The sequence below is a fragment of the Peribacillus sp. SRI_006 genome, assembly GCF_057586375.1.
In genome coordinates, this window is record NZ_JBYCZT010000022.1 from 59,469 (window position 1) to 79,200 (window position 19,732).

A 19,732-nucleotide genomic window follows, 5' to 3' on the forward strand; every position below is an offset into this window, starting at 1 on the left:
AACTCTTACATACATACATTCATCCAAACAAAAACCTCTCGTTTACTAATTTAAAGAGGTTTCATAGTGTAGATAAACTCGATATTTTCTACATTTTTTTGAGGGTGTGTAAAACGGAACGTTGATTTCCTCTCCGGGCGGTCCTCCCTCGGCGCGCTTTCCCGCAGGAGTCTCGTACCTTCCGTACCAATCAACTATGTTTAAAAACTCAGATAGAACCCATTTTGTCTCCAAAAACCTCCCGTAAACAAAATTAAGAAAGGTCTTTGTAGATGTTTACATCAAATATTTATTTTTCCGTAATGAACTTTTCCACCATTTCTTCTAAAATCGCCGATTCTTTTGCTAAATCTTCATTTTGTTCCTTCAATCCAGCCATTATGGTACTTTGTTGAATGGCAGCTGCCGAGATTTGCTCCGTTGTTGCGAATCCTTCTTCGGAAATCGCCGCAATTTCCTGTATGGATGCCAGGCTTTCATCCGAAGACTCATTGATTTTTTTCGAATGGGCGGCCAATTGTTCTGTGCCTTTCAGCAATTTCTCTACGGATTCGAATATCTTATTGAAAATCTCGCCATTGTTTTCCACTAAGGAAACACCATTTAGTATATCCTGAAAACTCTCATCATTATTTTGGATGACTTTGGCTGTTTGTTCATTAATCCGCATGATCGATTCTGAAATGATATCGATGGATTCATCGGTTTGCACAGCCAATTTTTGCACCTCTTGAGCGACTACGGCAAAACCTCTGCCAGCGTCACCCGCCCGTGCCGCTTCTATGGATGCATTCAGGGACAGCAGGTTCGTTTGGGAAGCAATCACCCTTATTAAGCCAATCACTTCATTTATCTTCACTACATCCTCTTCCAGGCTCACCAAATTTGCTTTATTCGCTTGGCCGTTTTCCATGATTTTATCCATCTGGCTCGTTACATCTTGCACTTGTTTACTCCCTTGCTCAGCAAGTGTATTTGCATGCATAGTAAATTCATTCATTTCATTCGTTTGCTCGTTCATTAAACGGATCGTATCCGTTAAGTCACTGATCATATTGGAAATCCGGTCAATATGATGGGCACGTTCTTCCGAAGCCTTTGCTTCTTCCGTTGTCCCCGTCACTATCTGGCCATAGGATTCCACCATCTCTTCAAAGGATTGCTGAATGGAAACTGTCGTTTGACTCATCGTTTGGGCATGTTCACGGACATTCTGGATAATATGGGACAAACTTAATCTCATATCTTCGAATCCATTTGACAGATCGCCAATCTCATCCTCTCTGCCAACGGGAATCGATTTACTTAAGTCCCCTTTTGCCATTTCATTCGTGTAACCAACAAGTTCATTGACGGGTCCCGAAATCTTTTTCCCGATGACAACGGCGCATAGCACACCCAATATAACGGCACTTGCAAGAAATAAGATATTATAGAATATCATTGTGCTTTTCAATTCATCAATGAAGCTTGCATCCATATCGATTCCGACAATCGCGTCCGTTCCTTCGATTGGCGTAAAGTACGACTTATGTGTTCCCCACTTATCTTTATATATTTCACTCAGGACGTCTTCGCTTCCATTTATCGATTTTGCCTGTTCCGGTGTGAAGGGGGATTCCACCATATAGTCATCGCTGCCGCTCAAGGCTACAATCATGTCGGCATCATTCTCCCGCTTCAAAACATAAACATATTCAATTCCCTTTTTATCTTCAACAAAGGCATCCAGTTTCCGCTTAATCTCTTCGCCCCGTTCGGAAGCCTTGTTTATCAAAGTGGGATTGAGGCTCGCTGCTAAACTGTGGGCATTTTCAGAAAGGCGATCATCGAATTGCGGAAGGACATTCTCATTGATCATTTTATTAGTAATATAGGAAAAGCAAAGGCCCATGGCCCCTGCGAAAATCACGAAAGGAATAATGAAAAACAAGAATAGTTTTGCCAATAGAGATTTTTTAGGATTCAGCTTTGAAAATCTCATTTCCATGCCCCCCTTAGTTGAAAACCAGGTGTTTTATAGTCAAATATGGTATTAAATCCAAATGAAGCAATTGGAGATTTTCATTCAAATCCTCACTTCTATAAAAGATGATGGCCATGCTCCGGTCATTTTGAAAAGGAAGCTGCCTATATTCCAAAACATGTTCGAATTCATGAAGAAGTCCATCATGATCAATACGTGCAACATCTTCCAGATTTATTTCAAGCGGAACCTCTGCAAAGAAAAAGCTATATATTCGATCGTCCATCTCTTCCAATATCCGATTCCAATCGGGTTTCGTTCCTGAAAAATAATGTTCATACATATTCATTCCATAGGCATGGTAACCTAGATCCGTTGTACCCGCCCCAGCAAAACGCAGGGGATTGATTTCGATGGGTATCACCCGGCTTCCCTTTTTGCGGATTTCAAAGTGTACAGGATAATTCATAAGCGGAAGGACCGTTTGGATATTCTTCATGAACTTCAATGCATCATGATAGATTTCATCAATGGCCAACTTCGAAGTATAATAAATTCGATCGGAAGTATCGTAATCGTCCTTGAATGATCGTTTGAACACATTCAAAATGACCGGTTCACCATCTTGATTGTAATAACCATCAATGGCATACTCTTCACCCTGAATCCACTCTTCTATCAAAACGGTCTGGGATCCGACCACTTCTGAATCATATAATCCACCCGAATGAAGTAAATCGGCTTTAAGCTGGTTCACGGCTATATACCAATCCTGTTGATTCTTGACTTTGTGCACACCTACACTGGAATAGCCAATATTGGGTTTGATAACTACCGGAAACGGTATTTGATTTATATCCAGCTCACTTATCATGGATAAATCGATATCTTGGAAATAGAAATCAGGATATAAAGATTTCGTCAAATTTCGCACCTGGCTCTTATCCTTCAATAACTTTGACCAAATGTATTCATTGCTATCCGGTTGAAAATGCCCTAGTAGTGTTATGCCATTTTCAGAGTTTGTAAGAATTCTTTTTTCCTTTTCCATGGACTTGAAAAATTCTGTATCCTTTTGAATGTTTAGCTTTTCTGATGTTAATGTGTCTCCCCACTGACCTTGTTCCAATACTGGGATTTGCTGTTCCTCTAACACCTTTAGAAGAATTGGCGACACAATCGACTCATTCAAAATAATCATTTTTCCACCTAACTTGTACTGTTTTTTGTATCTCCATATTTAATCGGTTAAAACCGGTAAGTTTTTAGCTTATATAGGTATTTATTATTTAAAATCAAGATATCACTATATCTTTTTACCTATCAGTCATAAACTTGAGATCCTTACACATATTCCTTACCGTTAACCATCGAATATTTAATTTCCTTGTATCTTCATGAAAAAAAGCAAACACTATTTTAAGTGTCTGCCATATTTTTGCAAATTTATCATTCAGAAAAGGTTCACCAAAATTTTCGTGGAATAACTAAGACTCGTTCATATTCAATTCATAACTTCTTTATATACTTCTCTGTAATGAAAATCGAGAAAGGATGTATTTACATATGTCAGAAGCAAAAAAACAAAAAGGATGGCGCCAGTTCATTCGATTGGTTCAACAAACGAAGCCTTCCAAACTAATGATAGGGATTGCATTAGCATTAAGCCTAGGCACAACAGGTGTAGCTTTATTAGTCCCATTATTCACAAAAAATCTAATCAATGATTTTTCAGTCAGTTCACTAAACGCTGAAAGAATCACACTTCTCGTTGTTGCCATCATTGTTCAAGCATTGGCCAGTGGATTTTCCATCTATTTATTAAATCGGATCGGTCAATCCGTAGTGGCAGGTATCCGCGATCAACTATGGAAAAAATTACTTGTATTACCCGTGAGTTATTTTGATGATCATCCATCGGGGGAAACAGTCAGCCGAATGACAAATGATACAACTGTAGTGAAGGGATTAATCTCTGAACATCTCTCTAATTTCGTTACAGGAATCATTTCCATCGTAGGTTCCATGATCGTGTTATTCGTACTGGATTGGAAAATGACATTATTGATGTTCACTGCAATTCCGCTCTCTGTTTTGATATTAATGCCGTTAGGGAAAAAAATGCACAAAATATCAAAAGGGATGCAGGACGAGACAGCAAGTTTCACCGCAGTCCTTCAGCAGGTTCTAACGGAAATACGTCTTGTTAAAGCATCAAACGCAGAAGCTTTGGAATATCAAAATGGCCAAAAAGGAATCCAGAAATTATTTCAATTCGGATTGAAAGAGGCAAAAATCCAAGCGTTGATTGCGCCGCTAATGAGTTTTGTCATGATGGCATTACTCGTCCTGATTTTAGGTTATGGGGGAATGCGTGTTTCTTCAGGAGCACTGACTGCTGGGGCTTTAGTTGCTTTCATCATGTATCTTTTCCAAATAATCATGCCAATGGCTCAATTGGCCAGTTTCTTTACACAATTCCAAAAAGCAACGGGTGCAACAGAGCGCATCATTTCCATTCTGGATTCTGTGGAGGAAGAAGATGCGAAGCAGCCCGTTCAAAATATGAGTCAATCCATCAGCGTGGATCACCTGAACTATAGTTACAATAATGGAGAACAGGTACTTAAAGATATAAGCTTTAACGTTGAGGCTGGTAAGGTCACTGCAATAGTCGGCCCAAGCGGCAGCGGAAAAACGACCCTTTTTTCATTATTCGAGCGTTTCTACAAACCACAGGAAGGATCCATATCCATAGGCGGGACATCCATAAATGATTTCACACTGCTTTCATGGAGAAGCCAGATTGGATATGTTTCACAGGAAAGCCCGATTGTATCCGGTACAATTCGAGATAATATTTGTTATGGCATCAATCGGGATATAACAGATGATGAATTAAATCAAGTGGCTAAAATGGCGTATGCAGATCAATTCATTTCTGAGATTCCGAACGGATATGATACAGAGGTCGGTGAAAGGGGCATGAAATTATCAGGCGGTCAAAGACAAAGAATTGCAATCGCCCGTGCATTTTTAAGAAACCCGAAAATATTAATGCTGGATGAGGCTACCTCCAGCCTGGACAGCAAATCAGAAAAAGTGGTTCAACAGGCATTAAATCACTTAATGAAAGGAAGAACAACAATAGTCATCGCCCACCGCCTATCGACCGTTATCGGTTCGGATCAAATCATCTTCCTTGAAAAAGGGAAAATAACAGGCAGCGGAACACATAAAGAGCTATATAATACGCACTCATTATATCGCGAATTTGCTGAACAGCAGTTGCACAAGCTTGAACTGGCCTAATTCGCCGAAAGGAAAGAAGAAGGATGACAAAAATATTGATAGTCGATGATGATGCACATATTCGCGAACTTATAAACCTGTTGTTAAGAAAAGAAGGCTTTGATCTATATGAAGCGTCAGATGGAATGCAAGCATTGAAAGTAATGGAAAAAGTGAAAATCGATTTGGCAGTCATCGATATTATGATGCCTAACATGGATGGATGGCAATTATGCAAAGAGTTACGGGAATTTAGTGATATCCCCATTTTAATGCTGACTGCAAAAGGGGAAACAACGCAAAAAGTAAAAGGATTCGGGCTTGGGGCAGATGATTATCTTGTAAAGCCATTTGAACCGATCGAATTGGTTCTTAGAATAAAGGCATTATTAAAACGGTATAAAATCACTATTTCACAAACATTAAATATCGGCGAATTAAAGATGAATCGTAACACGCATGAAATGTCATTCAAAGAACAGGAATATACGATTCCATTAAAAGAATTCGAATTGCTGTTTAAATTAGCAAGCTATCCCGGAAAAACTTTTTCCAGGGAAGATCTTATCGAAGACATTTGGGGCTATGATTATGAAGGGGATGAACGAACTGTCGATGTTCATATAAAAAGAGTGAGGGAACGGTTTCCTGAATCGGAATTCCCCTTCCGGATTAAAACGATTTGGGGATTGGGCTACCGTTTGGAGATAACGAGATGAGAGGCAATCGATTTTTCAAACAAATGCTTGGCATGCTGTTTTTTGTAACGTTTATTTCAATTTCCTTTTCCGCCGGGTACTATATCATTGAGCTTTTGCCCTTAAGGTTAACCAATTATGTTCGGTATCTGGCTACAATCGTGACAAGCATCGCAATCATGATAGTAATTGGTCGCCTTATCCATGCTATCCATCATGATAAACGGGTAAATATATACCTAGAAATCATAGATGCCTTAAGGAAAATAGCAAATGGCGATTATAATGTACAACTGGATTTTAATATGGACAAGAGAAACGAAATGACCGATATCATTAACCATTTCAACCACATGGCCAAACAATTGAAGCAAATGGAAGAAATGCGGCAGGAGTTCATCTCTAACGTCTCACATGAAATACAGTCGCCCCTTACCTCCATTGTAGGATTTGCCCAAGCACTTCAATTTAATAAGCTGACAATCGAAGAACGAAATCATTATCTTCATATAATAGAGACAGAGAGCAGGAGATTATCCAAATTAAGTGATAACCTTCTAAAGCTTACATCCCTTGAATCCGAGCATCCTCCTTTTGAAAGGACAGATTTCCGGCTGGATCAGCAAATACGGACCATTATTTTGGCTTGTGAACCCGCTTGGTTGGAAAAAGAACTCGAATTGGACATAGCCTTGGAAAAGATTCCAATAGTGGCAGACCAGGATTTGATGAGCCAAGTATGGACAAATTTAATACACAATAGCATCAAATTCACCCGCCATCGCGGAAAGATCACGATTCGATTACAACAGATTGATAGCCTGGCATCCATAACGATATCCGACAATGGAATCGGCATTTCCGAAACCGACCAGTTCCATATATTCGAGCGATTCTATAAAGCCGACCTGGCAAGGGAACGCTCAAAAAGCGGCAGCGGTTTAGGACTATCCATCGTGAAAAAGATTATAGAGATGCATGAAGGGAACATATCCGTGAAAAGCGAACTCGAAAAGGGAACGACCTTCACCATTCTGCTTCCTATTTCGTGAGGGTTTTGTGATTGTTAAAAACCTTTTTAAATCATTCATGCTGCTGCTATTTTTAAAAACACTGCCCGTTCGTTGATGATTATATTGTAATATCGACACTTCTACTAAAAGCAGGCGATTGTTTGATATTTTGCGGAAACTTCCTTAAAAGATTGAAATAGGAATTGGATAATTTTAATGATGCTAGTATTACTTATATTATAAACGTTGGGTACAAAAAATGAATTTGATACCCAACGTTTAACAAGCCGGAAAAATTGTTGGTGGCAATAAATATGGACACTCCTCATAAATGAAATCGTTATAATACCTGTATTATCTTTGATTAAACTTTATTTTATTGCTAGGAAAAGAACATACATCAAAAACAACAAAATAATATATCCATCAAAGAATATAACTTTTTCACTTTGAAATTGATTATTTTTTCTTACCTTTATAAATAAAAAAGTTAATATAGATAGAAAGAATATTAAACCTGTTATAGTAGTAATTGGCGACACCATTATCTGAAAATAAGTTTCTGTAACCTTTTCTGGGAAATGCATGATGGTCCTCATTATTTCATTCACCAAAAAGTGAAAAAAGATAGCCGGAACGATGCTCCCAGTATAGATGGTTAATAGTGCAAGAGAAATACCCATTACAAATGCAAAAATAAAATTTCCTACCGTCATATGATAAATGCTAAAAATAAAAGCACTTAAAATTATGGCCGATTTTATGTTCATTCTCTGATATTGTTTTAATAATATACCCCTAAAAAGAATTTCTTCACTAATCGCCACTGAAAAGCCAATCATCATAATACTGTAAAAACTTATGTTTTTACTACTTTCCATAAGTGTACAAACAATTTTTTCAGCAGTAAGCCATTCGCCCGTTAGTAGATAATGTTGGGTCCTACCAAAAAACACAGTCAGCATGTGAGCTATACTACCCATTAACATACCAAAAAGAATATATTTTATATGTACCTTATTAAGCCTAATGCTCGATAAGGTTATTTTTTTCTTTTTTAAGAAAAGAAAAAGAATATAGATAATAACCAGTTTACTTATAAAGAAAAATAATTGTTTGTTTATTTGCAAAAAAAGTTCTTGTAATGTAAGTTGGGCAAAAGGAAAAATAATCATAATTAGTATTGTTATATATAATATAAAGCGATGTGTTTGCTTAATATCAGTATCCATTCTTACCCCTTTGCTATACAATAATTTCAAAGAAGTCATTTTTTAGAATAAGAGTTTGTATTTGCACTTTTTTCAACTTATTTTATTGCCACTTTTTTATATTTAATGTAAGTTGCATTTCTTTGCTCTGTTTTTATCAAATTACCAGTTGGACTATATGTTTTTAGAGTGCCAGTCAATTTCCATGTTTCTTTGTATTGGTTCCATTTTTTCGTTGCCGAGTATACCTTTTCTCCGCCACCAGAAATAACTAATTTACCAGCTATCTCTACCTTGAAGGTAAGGTTAAGACTCCAGTTTGTAGTATCAGTCACTTTTTTGTGAAAGACACTTGATTGTCGTTTATCTGTGGCTGTTTTCCAAGTATACCGATTACAAGTAGCACACACTGGAGATATACCAATTCTATTATTCGTGATTTCTCCTGTTTTTTCATCTACAAGTATAGGTATTTCTTGACCTAAAAGTACATCAGAGCCTGATAGAGTTGTATATTCTGTCAGAAACTCACCTGATTGGCTTTCCTCTTTTAATTCAGTTGGAGAACTTGCAAAAGTTGATATTGGACTAAATCCAAACCAAAATACAGGAATTATTAATATAAAAAGGTATAATAACTTCTTCATTTCTTCACCCCACCTAATATTTTTTCCTTGGATACCCCTTATGAATTTTTGATTTAATATCTTAAGTAGTTTGGTTGTAATATTTGTTCTCTCGATTTTATCAAAAAACAAAAGCACAAGTAGTTCCAAATTTGGAACTCCCTGTGCTTTTTTTGAACTTAAACTATTTATGGAGTCGCAACCGTAAAGGTAAGGTCATTAAGGATGGAGAATCTGCCTTTTTGCCTATGGAGCTAGATCAGGCGGCATATATGGAGAGCTTATATCCTCAGAACCACATCGTTTCACTTCTAATATTGAACAGAACCCCGAATAAAGGACACTTTTATAGAGATTCAGCCCACCCTCCGATTTTTACTTATTTCCGCCAAAAAGTTGAACAGTCTACCTTATCAAAAATATTATACTCAATCATTTTCTCAAGTAATGAGTAATCAACCGGACTGTCCCACTTGATACGTACCAACTGCTTGGTGTGATCATAGCCAGCCAGCACGATTTCATCAGAGAAGTGATCGATCCCTGCCTTTTCAGGAGCAACAGCCAAATGATGTTTGGCTACGCTAAAGCCAATAATATATGTGTCATGATCGGTAAACATAGGCTGATTCCACGCAATCTTCGGCATTAGATTTGGAAATTTCTTAGTTACCCAAGCCAGGACTTCTTCCGTTCGTTCCCTATGTTGCGGGTTATCAATATTCGCTAAAAATTCTGCAAAGACTTCCATGCTATTCTCTCCTAAATAAAAAAAATTTTATGAAGACTTCATTTTCAACATCACCTAAATTTAATGCCAATATGGGTTTCTTTCAACAATGCATCATAGGAAGATCATTAACATTGCTCTAATGGATGCCATGACTACCTACTGATGGATTTGATAGATTATATTACACTGCACACCGATTCATATTACCTCGGTCTTCTAATCAACTTGTCAACTTGAGAGGTTCTCGTTGTTTTAAACATAAAAATACCCCTTTGGCTAATCATAGCCAAAGGGGTAAAGCTTCGCAACTTTTTATAATCTACATTGCATTCATTCCAACTTACTCAACCGTTACACTTTTCGCGAGATTACGCGGTTTATCCACGTCACATTCGCGGTGCAAGGCTGCGTAGTAGGCAATGAGCTGCAGCGGGATAACAGAGATAAGGGGTGTTAATAGTTCATTCACTTCCGGGATGACGAAACGGTCATCCTCTTCTTCCAGACCCTTCATGGAAATGATGCAAGGGTTGGCGCCACGGGCAACCACTTCCTTCACATTACCACGGATGCTTAAGTTGACGCCTGCTTGAGTAGCAAGGGCTATGACAGGTGTACCTTCTTCAATCAAGGCAATCGTTCCATGTTTAAGCTCTCCGCCAGCAAAGCCTTCCGCCTGGATGTAAGAAATCTCCTTCAGCTTAAGTGCCCCTTCAAGTACAACATAGTAGTCAAGGGAACGGCCAATGAAGAAGCAGTTTCTCGTAACGGACAAATATTCACGGGCGATGTCTTCCATCTCTTCTTTCGAATCACATAGTGCTTCCATAGCCGTCGCAACGATTCCAAGCTCTTTTACAAGGTCGAAACCGTACTCCATGTTACGGAATTGGCCAGTTACATTCGCCAAGATGGATAAGACTGCCACTTGGGCTGTGTAGGCCTTTGTAGAGGCTACGGCAATTTCAGGACCAGCATGCAGCAAGAGCGTATAATCCGCTTCACGTGACAATGTAGAGCCAGGTACGTTCGTGATGGTCAGGGCTTTATGACCAAGCGCTTTGATGGACACTAACACGGCACGGCTATCTGCAGTTTCACCACTTTGTGAAATGAAGATGAATAGCGGTTTTTTCGATAATAACGGCATATTGTAAGTGAATTCCGATGCCACATGGACCTCAACCGGAATTTCAGTCATTTTTTCGATGAATTGCTTACCAATCAACCCTGCATGATAGCTGGTTCCGCAAGCGATGATATAAATACGGTCAGCCTCACTTACGGCTTCAGTAATGTTATAGTCGATTGCAAGTTTACCTTCTTCATTTTGGTATGCTTGAATGATTTTACGTATTACGGCTGGCTGCTCGTCGACTTCCTTGAGCATATAGTGTGGATACGTACCTTTTTCAATATCACTTGCATCCAGTTCAGCCGTGTAAGGAGCACGCATGACTTCTTCGTTGGAAAGGTTCTTGATCGTTACCTTTTCATTTGTCACGATAACCATTTCCTTATCCATCAGTTCAAGGAATTGATCTGTGACTTGCAGCATCGCCATTGCATCCGAAGCGACAACGTTAAAGTCTTTTCCGACACCGATCAGCAGCGGGCTTTTATTTTTGGCGACTAAGATGGTTTCATCATTTTCAGCATCCAATAGGGCAATGGCATATGAACCCTCTAATAGAGTGAGTGTTTGACGGAACGCCTCTTCCACTTCCATACCCTCGTTCACGAACTTCTCTATGAGTTGAACGATGACTTCCGTATCCGTTTCACTTTTAAAGGCAACATCCTTCAAATATTCACGTTTTAGAATCGCATAGTTTTCAATGACACCATTATGAACTAAAGTCAATCGACCTGAATTACTTTGGTGAGGATGGGCATTTTCACGGCTTGGCACACCATGTGTAGCCCAGCGCGTATGTCCTATTCCGGTATGCGCCATAGTATTTTCATCCACGGCTGCTCGTAAGTCCGCTATTCTTCCCTTTTCCTTAAAGATTGTCACTCCTGCTTCATTTCTCACAGCAATCCCTGAAGAGTCATAACCGCGGTATTCAAGTTTTTCAAGACCTTTTAATAAAATTTCCTTTGCATCGTTAAGTCCAATATATCCAACAATTCCACACATAATTTCTGTTCCTCCAACCGATTCGAGGGAACAGGAATGCACGGGGGCATCCCTGCCCCCTCATCTCTGATATATATTTTTATAAAGGAAATGCCCTAAAGCACTTTTTCCCATTGTGCATTTCCGACCCTTTGTGCAGTAAGTTGCCCTACTGTTTTAAGATTGGAATTATTGCGGCTGTGCACTTCAGCCGGGAGGTATCCGCCGATCATTCGATAAACCTCCTCCTCGTCAACTAAGTCATTTCTCGTCCAGACTTAGTTCAGGCGCTTTTGTGAATCCATTCTCTCCTTGCCTACCCTCCTTTTTAAAACAACCATTTTTAGAAAGTGAGTTGTAAATCAGGATAATCATACCTTAAACAAGGGACATAGGTCAATTCTTAATTACCTTTACCAACAAAAAAGACTTCTTTATAAAAATATGCATAAAAGGAAATTTCGTTCCTTTTATGCATAGGATTAGTTATTCGTTCATTCCCATTTCCGCTCTTACAACTGCGACGATGCGCTCTACATAATTAGTGCATTCCTCAGCTGTCGGTGCTTCAGCCATAACACGGACTAGAGGTTCAGTACCGGATGGTCTCACCAAAATGCGGCCGTTTCCGTTCATTTCCCCTTCGACTGCCTTGATGACTTCCTGTACCTTTTCATTATCTGTTACTGCGTGCTTATCGGTTACTCTGACATTGACCAGCGTTTGTGGATATTTCTTCATCTCGCCAGCGAGCTCGGATAAGGTTTTTTGGGTGTCGCTCATGATGTTCACAAGCTGCAAGCCCGTCAATAAGCCATCTCCTGTCGTGTTATAGTCCAGGAAGATGATATGTCCGGATTGCTCTCCGCCAAGGTTATAGCCGCCTTTACGCATCTCCTCGACCACATAGCGATCCCCCACTGCCGTCTGGGCGCTTTGTATACCATGCTCTTCAAGACCTTTATAAAAACCAAGGTTGCTCATGATCGTAGAAACCACTGTTCCCTGTTTCAAACGGTTATTATCTTTCAAGTATTTCGCACAGATATACATGATTTGGTCGCCGTCCACTATATTTCCTTTTTCATCTATTGCAATGACGCGGTCTCCGTCGCCATCAAATGCAAGCCCAACATCCGCACCTTTTTCTTTTAAGAATTCAGCAAGTGCCTCAGGGTGGGTGGATCCTACATTATCATTAATGTTCAAGCCATTGGGCGATGCCCCCATTGTAGAGATGTCTGCATCAAGATCTGCAAACAAATGCATGGCCAAGGCAGATGTAGCCCCATGTGCACAATCAAGAGCAACATGAATGCCTGTAAAATCTTCATCCACTGATTGTTTCAAATACTGGAGATACTTTTGCCCTCCTTCGAAATAATCATTCAAATGGCCTAAATCTCCGCCAACCGGGCGTGGAAGCTCATCCTTTTCCTTATCTAATAGTGCTTCAATTTCCGCTTCTTGATCATCGGATAACTTAAATCCATCCGGTCCAAAGAATTTAATGCCATTATCCGCTACCGGATTATGCGAAGCGGAGATCATGACACCTGCTTCAGCACTTAAGGCCTTTGTTAAATAGGCTACTCCCGGTGTCGAAATGACACCCAGGCGCATCACTTCAGCCCCAATGGATAAAAGACCTGCAACAAGCGCACCTTCCAGCATTTCACCTGAAATACGAGTATCGCGCCCTATAAGCACTTTGGGTTTTTCTGTATTTCTAGTAAGAACGTAGCCACCAAAACGGCCTAGTTTAAATGCCAACTCCGGTGTTAACTCGCTATTCGCTATACCCCTTACTCCGTCTGTTCCAAAATATTTACCCATCTTTATCGCTCCTTCTTCGAATCGTTACTGAATTTGATGATGATGTTAAAGGAAGGTCATGTCTCTTCGTCTTTTTGTGTGATGGTGACCGAAACCGTTTTAGAATCCAGCTCCCATTCCACTCCCTCAGGCACTGTTACCGCCAGATCCACATCATGCGTACCTTCATCTAAATTACTCACATCTACTGTAAGATTAATGTCGTCTTTAGTTATTTTCTTCAAATCATCCGCCTCACCAAGCAAAGTGATGCTGGTTACATCGGATTCCAATTCGGCATCTTGGTCATCCCGTATGCCCACAGGAACTATTTGTATATTATTGAAAGTTTTGGACTCAATGGCAGCCGGTTCATCTTCTTCTTCTGGTTCTGGTTTTTCTTCGACTACTTGTTCTTCTTGTTTTTGTTCGGTTTCTGGTTCTTCCTCTTCCACGACTGGCTCTGCATTCTCTTCATCTACATCAACTTTTTCTGTACGAATCTTGACCTGCGCCTTACCCAAGGACATTTTTTGTACACTATCCGGTTTATTAAGATCGAGTTCCAGTTCTGTATCACCATCAATTTTCGAGATATTTACAGGAAGATTTATTTCATCTATTTTCTCCAGGCTCGTTTCCGAACCAAATAAGGTGACCTCTTTTGGATCGACACTTATACTCGTGATCCTGATTCCATCCTTTGCCTTGCCGGTTTGCTTCGGTGCTATCGACACCGTCTTGGAAGGAATGCTCACTTTTAAGGAAACGGCAACAGAAGATGGCTCGATCGTCACATCCAGCTTATTCAAATCCCTGTCCAAGGCTTTAACGGTTGCCTTGCTGTTCACCGTTTCGTTAAGTCCCTTACTTATTTCAAGGTTTGCCTTTACATAGGAAATTTGTTCAATTGCATCTTTAGCACCCGTTATTTTAACAGTTTTCGGGCTGACTGTTGGCTGACCGGCTGTATACCCCTCTTCAAGTAAAGAGCTGTTATACTCGGCCTCAACGGAGAATTCCTTCGTCACCCGTTCCTGAACGTTGACTTCCGCATATTCCGGATCGATCGTCGCCACTAACTTTTCATTCAAATCACTTATTTTAAATGTGACAGTTCTGTCCCCCATTGAGATTGCAGGATCAGAAAGGTCAACATACACTTTAAAATCCCTTTGGTTTTTCGCATTAATCAAAAGGCTTTTTGCTCCCTTTAGAGTAACATCAACTGTTTCAGGCACCCCGCTCACCACTAGATTCTCACGGTCATAGTACACTTCAACCGGTACATTTTCGATGGTCTCCGTACTGATTTCAGGGGCAGTCGATAAACCAAGGGATTTTTTATCCGACTCCATCTCAAAGTTAATGGAAATGAACAAAAGTGCTGCCAAGGCAAAAGCTACGATTCTCATAAACCAAGCGCTATTGGTGAATTTATCCATTCTTTTTCCCCCTCCAGTTAAAGATGCTTGAGGAAGTTGATTTGATATTTTCCACTACCAGTTCACTTGTAAGCATGGCCCTAAATGATTCTTGATTCAAATCCCGGTAAAGTTCCCCGTTTTTAGTGACGGATATTCCTCCCGTTTCTTCTGATACGACAATCGTCAGACTATCCGTAACTTCACTCATGCCTATGGCTGCCCTATGCCGTGTGCCAAGTTCCTTTGATATGAATGGACTCTCTGATAATGGCAAATAGCAAGCGGCAGCTGCCACCTGGTTATTTTGTAAAATAACTGCACCATCATGGAGCGGCGTATTAGGGATGAAGATATTAATGAGCAGTTCTGAAGAAATATAGGATTTCAGGGGTATCCCCGTTTCAACATAATCTCCCAGCTCCGTACCTTTTTCTATCGTAATCAAGGCACCAATCCGCCTTTTTGCCATATAGGTGGACGCCTTTAGGATTTCCTCGACTAAACGCTCTTGCTGATTCTCTTCTGGAACGGTGCCCCTTGCAAAGAGCTTCCCGCGTCCTAATTGTTCAAGTGCCCTTCTCAGTTCAGGTTGAAAAATGACGAGAATTGCCAATACTCCCCAATTCATGACTTGTGCCATTAACCATCCGAGTGTATTGAAACCAAACAGGTTGCTTAAGCTTTTTACAATGACAATTACAAAAATTCCTTTTAGCAGCTGAATAGCCTTCGTGCCTCGAATAATAGTTAACAATTTATATATCACAAACCATACAAGGAGAATATCAATGAAATTTACTACATAGTCCCAAACAGTCAAATTGGTTAAAGACATGTTGTTTCCTCCAGTCAGTATTACTCCAAATACCAATAACAATCTTTATTTACAATAACCTTAATAGTATACCATTTTTTAAATGATTCATCTAAAAACTAGTGTGAGAAATTTACACAGGAAAAAAGAACCATTAAAAATGGTTCCCCTTCCTTTAAAAAATAAAGCTGGGCGAAGTAATCGCAAATCAAAAACGATGCCCCTGCCCAGCTTCTATTCCTTATTCCTTTTTCTCCTCTTTGGCAGGAACCAACGAGGTTGCAGTGTCCTTCACTTTATACCACATCCACTCAAAAGCTTGGTCAATAACATAGATGCTTCCGGTCACATTACCTGCTTTAGACATATACTTATGCCCATTTATGACTGTCACATCTCCCTCTACTTCACCATCTATTTGAATATTACCATTTTGAACTACCACATTTCCCTTGATTGTCTCACCCTCAGGCACAATAACCGTTTCACCTTCGACCACTAAGTTAGGCTGCTTTGAAACTGAAAAATGTTCGTCCTGATTATAAGTGGAAAAAACAGATCCTGTCATCAATATGATGAACATCGCTGCCGCTGTCATGAAAGGATGGCTTTTGAACCAACGTTTGGCACCTGTTGTTTTCGTTTCCTTTGGCAATTGAGCCATAACCTTCGCTGTAAAATCATCCGGGGCCTTTATATGGGAAGTGCTTTGTACAAGAGCGACCGCCTTTTTCATTTCATGAAAGTAATCCCGGCATTCAGCACAGTCATGCAAGTGCTCCCGTAAAACTTCTTTATGCTCCGGTTTGATGTCCTCATCTAAATAATCATGCATATATTCAATGATTTCCTCATGGCAGTTCATTTTTCTCACCTTCTTTTTATAAATGGCGTAGTTGTTTACGCAAGGCTTCGCGACCGCGATGTATCCTCGTCTTAACCGTACCGACCGGCAAATCGAGTATCTCACTGATTTCCTTTAGAGATAACTCTTCAATATACTTCAATACGATTACCGATCGGTATTTCTCGGGCAATTTCATTATTTCCACTTGAATGGTTTCCTGCAGTTCTAATGATTCAACCTCTTCCTCGGGTTTCGCCATATCCGATGCAATTTGGGAATACATGTTCAATCCCTCTGTTCCTGCCACCTCTGCATCCAGATAGTAGTCCGGTTTTTTCTTGCGAAGCCGGTCAATACAAAGATTGGTCGCAATCCGATATAACCATGTAGAAAATTTCATTGTTATATTGAAACTTCGAATGTTCACGTAGGCCCTTACAAAGGCCTCTTGAGCCAAATCTTCTGCTTCTTGCCTGTTTCCGAGCATCCTGAAACATATTTGGAAAACTTTGTCCTTGTAAATTTCGACAATTTCCCCAAAGGCATTATGGTCTCCCTTTAATACTTGATTAATTCTCTCTTTAATGAGTGCATCCATTTTCCGGTATTACCCCCGCTCATGCGGCTATACGATTACTACGAATCGTAAGCTGAAAGGTTTCAAAAATTTAATACATTAATTTTAACAAAGTTTTACATTTTATGTTTAAGAAAAAAAAAACAGGGCTATATAGTAAGAAATTGTAAAATTCAAAGGAGTGATTCTCTATATGAGTACTGAACAAATTTTAGACCATATTGAACAATGCAGACAGAAAATGATGTTTTTGGCTTCCCGTTCTTCCATGGTGGATAATGAAGTTATTGAAGTTAGCAACAAACTGGATTCTTTAATCATTCAATACATCCATTTGACTAAAAATGAAGATCTCATGGACAGACGTGCTCTCAAGTGAGCATGGATAGAAAATTGCAACCATTTATCTATAGATATGTTTCTGTTACATACACCCTGGTAAATAAACCTACGTCTTCTAGCATATAAAAAACAGTAACCCATTACAAGCCGGTTACTGTTTCTTTTAATTATTAGTTATAATAATTTTTCTCCAAATAGCGAACCCATTAAGGCCACGGCAACGATTGCCGTTTTATTTCGCTCATCTAAAATGGGATTCACTTCAACGAATTCAGCGGATGTAATCAAGTTGGATTCCGCAAGCATTTCCATGGCCAAATGACTTTCCCGATAACTTATACCACCAATCACCGGGGTCCCGACTCCGGGTGCATCTGCTGGGTCCACTCCATCCAAATCCAGTGAAAGGTGGACGCCATCCGTTCTTTCCCTTAAATAATCAATGCATTCTTCCATGACCCGTGTCATTCCCAACCGGTCGATCTCATGCATCGTGAATACTTTAATACCTTTGTCACGGATAAGTTCCTTTTCCCCTTCATCCAATGACCTCGCTCCAATGATTACGATGTTTTCCGGTTTCACTTTTGGAGCAAAACCATGTATATTGATCAGGTCCGGATGGCCAATCCCAATACTGACAGCCAAGGGCATCCCGTGTATATTTCCTGATGGTGAAGTATCTTCCGTATTTAAATCGCCATGTGCATCGTACCAAATCACACCTAGATTCTCATAGTGCTTTGCGACTCCTGCCAGTGTGCCTATCGCTATTGAATGGTCTCCTCCCAATACAAGCGGAAAGGAACCTTCTTCTATTATTTCATCAACTCTTGTAGCTAACTGGCTATTACCTTTTGCTACAAGCTGTAAGTTTTTTAAATTTGTCCCGGGCTCATCTGCATTTTCAGGACGCCCTACAATTATATCCCCTAAATCCTCTACTTCTATATTCAACTTTTCAAGACGCTCGACAATCTCTGCGCAGCGGATGGCACTAGGTCCCATATCCACCCCTCGCCTTGCTTGACCAAGGTCCATGGGCAATCCGATGACGGAAATTTTCTGAATAGACATACAATTCCCCCTTTCCACCATTTTATATCGTATATGCCAATTGGTTCAACTCGACATTTCCATGTATAAAGATGCACGTTTTCCGATAACATATGTTTTTTGTGAAAAAATATCTTTCTGGGGATTAGTTTACCCAACTATGCCTTAAACAAAAAAAAGTCTTAAACCATTTTTGGCTTAAGACGTAAGTTTTGGTGTATGTAGTTGATGGTGGAGCCTAGCGGGATCGAACCGCTGACCTCCTGCGTGCAAGGCAGGCGCTCTCCCAGCTGAGCTAAGGCCCCTAAGGAATTTAAAATATATTAAGCGGAAGACGGGATTCGAACCCGCGACCCCAACCTTGGCAAGGTTGTATTCTACCACTGAACTACTTCCGCAAATGGCTGGGCTAGAAGGGATCGAACCTTCGCATGACGGAATCAAAATCCGTTGCCTTACCGCTTGGCTATAGCCCAATATATGATATGCAATGATTTAATGTACAACAAAATAAAAAGGTGGTAATCATATATTTCCCCAATACAGAGAATATATAACTAATCCACAGGATTTTATTAAAATGGTGGAGGGGGGCAGATTCGAACTGCCGAACCCGAAGGAGCGGATTTACAGTCCGCCGCGTTTAGCCACTTCGCTACCCCTCCGCAATATATGGTTGTAAATGGTGCCGGCAAGAGGACTTGAACCCCCAACCTACTGATTACAAGTCAGTTGCTCTACCAGTTGAGCTACACCGGCAAGTAAAGAATAAAATGGTGGAGGATGACGGGATCGAACCGCCGACCCTCTGCTTGTAAGGCAGATGCTCTCCCAGCTGAGCTAATCCTCCGGATTAATGATTTAAAATGGTGACCCGTACGGGATTCGAACCCGTGTTACCGCCGTGAAAGGGCGGTGTCTTAACCGCTTGACCAACGGGCCGAACTGTTTTTTTTGTTCATAGATAGATTGGGAAGCTCCCAAGCGGATTCGAACCGCTGACCTCTTCCTTACCATGGAAGTGCTCTACCTACTGAGCTATGGAAGCATATGGCTCCGCAGGTAGGACTCGAACCTACGACCGTTCGGTTAACAGCCGAATGCTCTACCACTGAGCTACTGCGGAATAATATAATGTTTCCTAAAACCCATTAAAGATTTAAATGAACAGCTTGGCGGCGTCCTACTCTCACA

The 19,732-nt window shown here is 40.2% G+C and carries 16 protein-coding genes and 9 tRNA genes; 4 read left to right on the plus strand and 21 right to left on the minus strand.

Annotation, left to right across the window (positions count from 1 at the left end; genetic code table 11):
* Nucleotides 1-289: 289 nt before the first annotated feature.
* Nucleotides 290-1,984 carry a methyl-accepting chemotaxis protein gene (locus AC2YHV_RS24915; protein ID WP_487374391.1) on the minus strand — a complete coding sequence of 565 codons (1,695 nt, stop codon included), beginning with the start codon at nucleotides 1,982-1,984 and terminating at the stop codon, nucleotides 290-292.
* Between the two features lie 13 nt (nucleotides 1,985-1,997).
* Nucleotides 1,998-3,167: an ATP-grasp domain-containing protein gene (locus tag AC2YHV_RS24920; protein WP_487374392.1), complete on the minus strand. Its 1,170-nt coding sequence runs from the start codon at nucleotides 3,165-3,167 to the stop codon at nucleotides 1,998-2,000.
* Nucleotides 3,168-3,520: 353 nt separating this feature from the next.
* Here AC2YHV_RS24920 and AC2YHV_RS24925 point away from each other — a divergent pair, with 353 nt between their 5' ends.
* From AC2YHV_RS24925 to AC2YHV_RS24935, 3 genes are read left to right on the plus strand one after another with little or no spacing between them, the layout of a single operon-like run.
* Nucleotides 3,521-5,278, plus strand: a complete 1,758-nt coding sequence (locus AC2YHV_RS24925) for an ABC transporter ATP-binding protein (protein WP_487374393.1) — start codon at nucleotides 3,521-3,523, stop codon at nucleotides 5,276-5,278.
* Nucleotides 5,279-5,301: 23 nt separating this feature from the next.
* Nucleotides 5,302-5,976 (plus strand): response regulator transcription factor, encoded by a 675-nt coding sequence (locus AC2YHV_RS24930; RefSeq protein ID WP_034304920.1) that lies wholly within the window; start codon nucleotides 5,302-5,304, stop codon nucleotides 5,974-5,976.
* Nucleotides 5,973-7,007 (plus strand): sensor histidine kinase, encoded by a 1,035-nt coding sequence (locus AC2YHV_RS24935; RefSeq protein WP_487374394.1) that lies wholly within the window; start codon nucleotides 5,973-5,975, stop codon nucleotides 7,005-7,007. Before AC2YHV_RS24930 ends, AC2YHV_RS24935 begins: the two co-directional genes overlap by 4 nt.
* 332 nt (nucleotides 7,008-7,339) lie before the next feature.
* Here AC2YHV_RS24935 and AC2YHV_RS24940 read toward each other — a convergent pair whose 3' ends face one another.
* The 9 genes from AC2YHV_RS24940 to sigW form a co-directional block, all read right to left on the minus strand.
* Nucleotides 7,340-8,200, minus strand: a complete 861-nt coding sequence (locus tag AC2YHV_RS24940) for a CPBP family intramembrane glutamic endopeptidase (RefSeq protein WP_063574532.1) — start codon at nucleotides 8,198-8,200, stop codon at nucleotides 7,340-7,342.
* A gap of 77 nt (nucleotides 8,201-8,277) precedes the next feature.
* On the minus strand, nucleotides 8,278-8,955 hold the full coding sequence (locus tag AC2YHV_RS24945; protein ID WP_400450951.1) for a hypothetical protein: 678 nt from the start codon (nucleotides 8,953-8,955) through the stop codon (nucleotides 8,278-8,280).
* A 229-nt stretch (nucleotides 8,956-9,184) separates the two neighbouring features.
* Nucleotides 9,185-9,556 (minus strand): iron chaperone, encoded by a 372-nt coding sequence (locus AC2YHV_RS24950; RefSeq protein WP_487374395.1) that lies wholly within the window; start codon nucleotides 9,554-9,556, stop codon nucleotides 9,185-9,187.
* A gap of 322 nt (nucleotides 9,557-9,878) precedes the next feature.
* Complete coding sequence (gene glmS, locus AC2YHV_RS24955; protein ID WP_034304927.1) at nucleotides 9,879-11,681, minus strand: glutamine--fructose-6-phosphate transaminase (isomerizing); 1,803 nt, start codon at nucleotides 11,679-11,681, stop codon at nucleotides 9,879-9,881.
* A 465-nt stretch (nucleotides 11,682-12,146) separates the two neighbouring features.
* On the minus strand, nucleotides 12,147-13,496 hold the full coding sequence (gene glmM / locus AC2YHV_RS24960; protein ID WP_487374396.1) for a phosphoglucosamine mutase: 1,350 nt from the start codon (nucleotides 13,494-13,496) through the stop codon (nucleotides 12,147-12,149).
* Nucleotides 13,497-13,552: 56 nt separating this feature from the next.
* Nucleotides 13,553-14,920 (minus strand): CdaR family protein, encoded by a 1,368-nt coding sequence (locus AC2YHV_RS24965; protein ID WP_063574535.1) that lies wholly within the window; start codon nucleotides 14,918-14,920, stop codon nucleotides 13,553-13,555.
* Entirely contained in the window at nucleotides 14,913-15,737 is an 825-nt protein-coding gene (cdaA, locus tag AC2YHV_RS24970) for a diadenylate cyclase CdaA (protein WP_034304935.1), read from the minus strand. Before cdaA ends, AC2YHV_RS24965 begins: the two co-directional genes overlap by 8 nt.
* Nucleotides 15,738-15,957: 220 nt before the next feature.
* Entirely contained in the window at nucleotides 15,958-16,581 is a 624-nt protein-coding gene (locus AC2YHV_RS24975) for an anti-sigma factor family protein (RefSeq protein ID WP_098866070.1), read from the minus strand.
* 16 nt (nucleotides 16,582-16,597) lie between these two features.
* On the minus strand, nucleotides 16,598-17,161 hold the full coding sequence (gene sigW, locus AC2YHV_RS24980) for an RNA polymerase sigma factor SigW (protein WP_048685727.1): 564 nt from the start codon (nucleotides 17,159-17,161) through the stop codon (nucleotides 16,598-16,600).
* A 172-nt stretch (nucleotides 17,162-17,333) separates the two neighbouring features.
* On the opposite strand from sigW, the gene AC2YHV_RS24985 reads away from it, so the two are divergent.
* Nucleotides 17,334-17,519 (plus strand): Spo0E family sporulation regulatory protein-aspartic acid phosphatase, encoded by a 186-nt coding sequence (locus AC2YHV_RS24985; protein WP_487374397.1) that lies wholly within the window; start codon nucleotides 17,334-17,336, stop codon nucleotides 17,517-17,519.
* A 137-nt stretch (nucleotides 17,520-17,656) separates the two neighbouring features.
* Here AC2YHV_RS24985 and rocF read toward each other — a convergent pair whose 3' ends face one another.
* From rocF to AC2YHV_RS25035, 10 genes are all read right to left on the minus strand, one after another.
* Nucleotides 17,657-18,559, minus strand: coding sequence for an arginase (gene rocF, locus AC2YHV_RS24990; RefSeq protein WP_487374398.1), 903 nt, complete (start codon nucleotides 18,557-18,559; stop codon nucleotides 17,657-17,659).
* Between the two features lie 208 nt (nucleotides 18,560-18,767).
* Nucleotides 18,768-18,843: transfer RNA gene (locus AC2YHV_RS24995), tRNA-Ala, on the minus strand.
* 21 nt (nucleotides 18,844-18,864) lie between these two features.
* Nucleotides 18,865-18,936 (minus strand) — tRNA-Gly (locus tag AC2YHV_RS25000).
* Nucleotides 18,937-18,939: 3 nt separating this feature from the next.
* Nucleotides 18,940-19,014 (minus strand) — tRNA-Gln (locus AC2YHV_RS25005).
* Nucleotides 19,015-19,119: 105 nt separating this feature from the next.
* Nucleotides 19,120-19,203: transfer RNA gene (locus AC2YHV_RS25010), tRNA-Tyr, on the minus strand.
* Between the two features lie 18 nt (nucleotides 19,204-19,221).
* Nucleotides 19,222-19,297 (minus strand) — tRNA-Thr (locus AC2YHV_RS25015).
* 15 nt (nucleotides 19,298-19,312) lie between these two features.
* Nucleotides 19,313-19,388 (minus strand) — tRNA-Val (locus AC2YHV_RS25020).
* Between the two features lie 17 nt (nucleotides 19,389-19,405).
* Nucleotides 19,406-19,480: transfer RNA gene (locus tag AC2YHV_RS25025), tRNA-Glu, on the minus strand.
* Nucleotides 19,481-19,513: 33 nt separating this feature from the next.
* A tRNA-Thr gene (locus AC2YHV_RS25030) sits at nucleotides 19,514-19,586 on the minus strand.
* Nucleotides 19,587-19,589: 3 nt separating this feature from the next.
* Nucleotides 19,590-19,664: transfer RNA gene (locus AC2YHV_RS25035), tRNA-Asn, on the minus strand.
* Nucleotides 19,665-19,732: the final 68 nt, after the last annotated feature.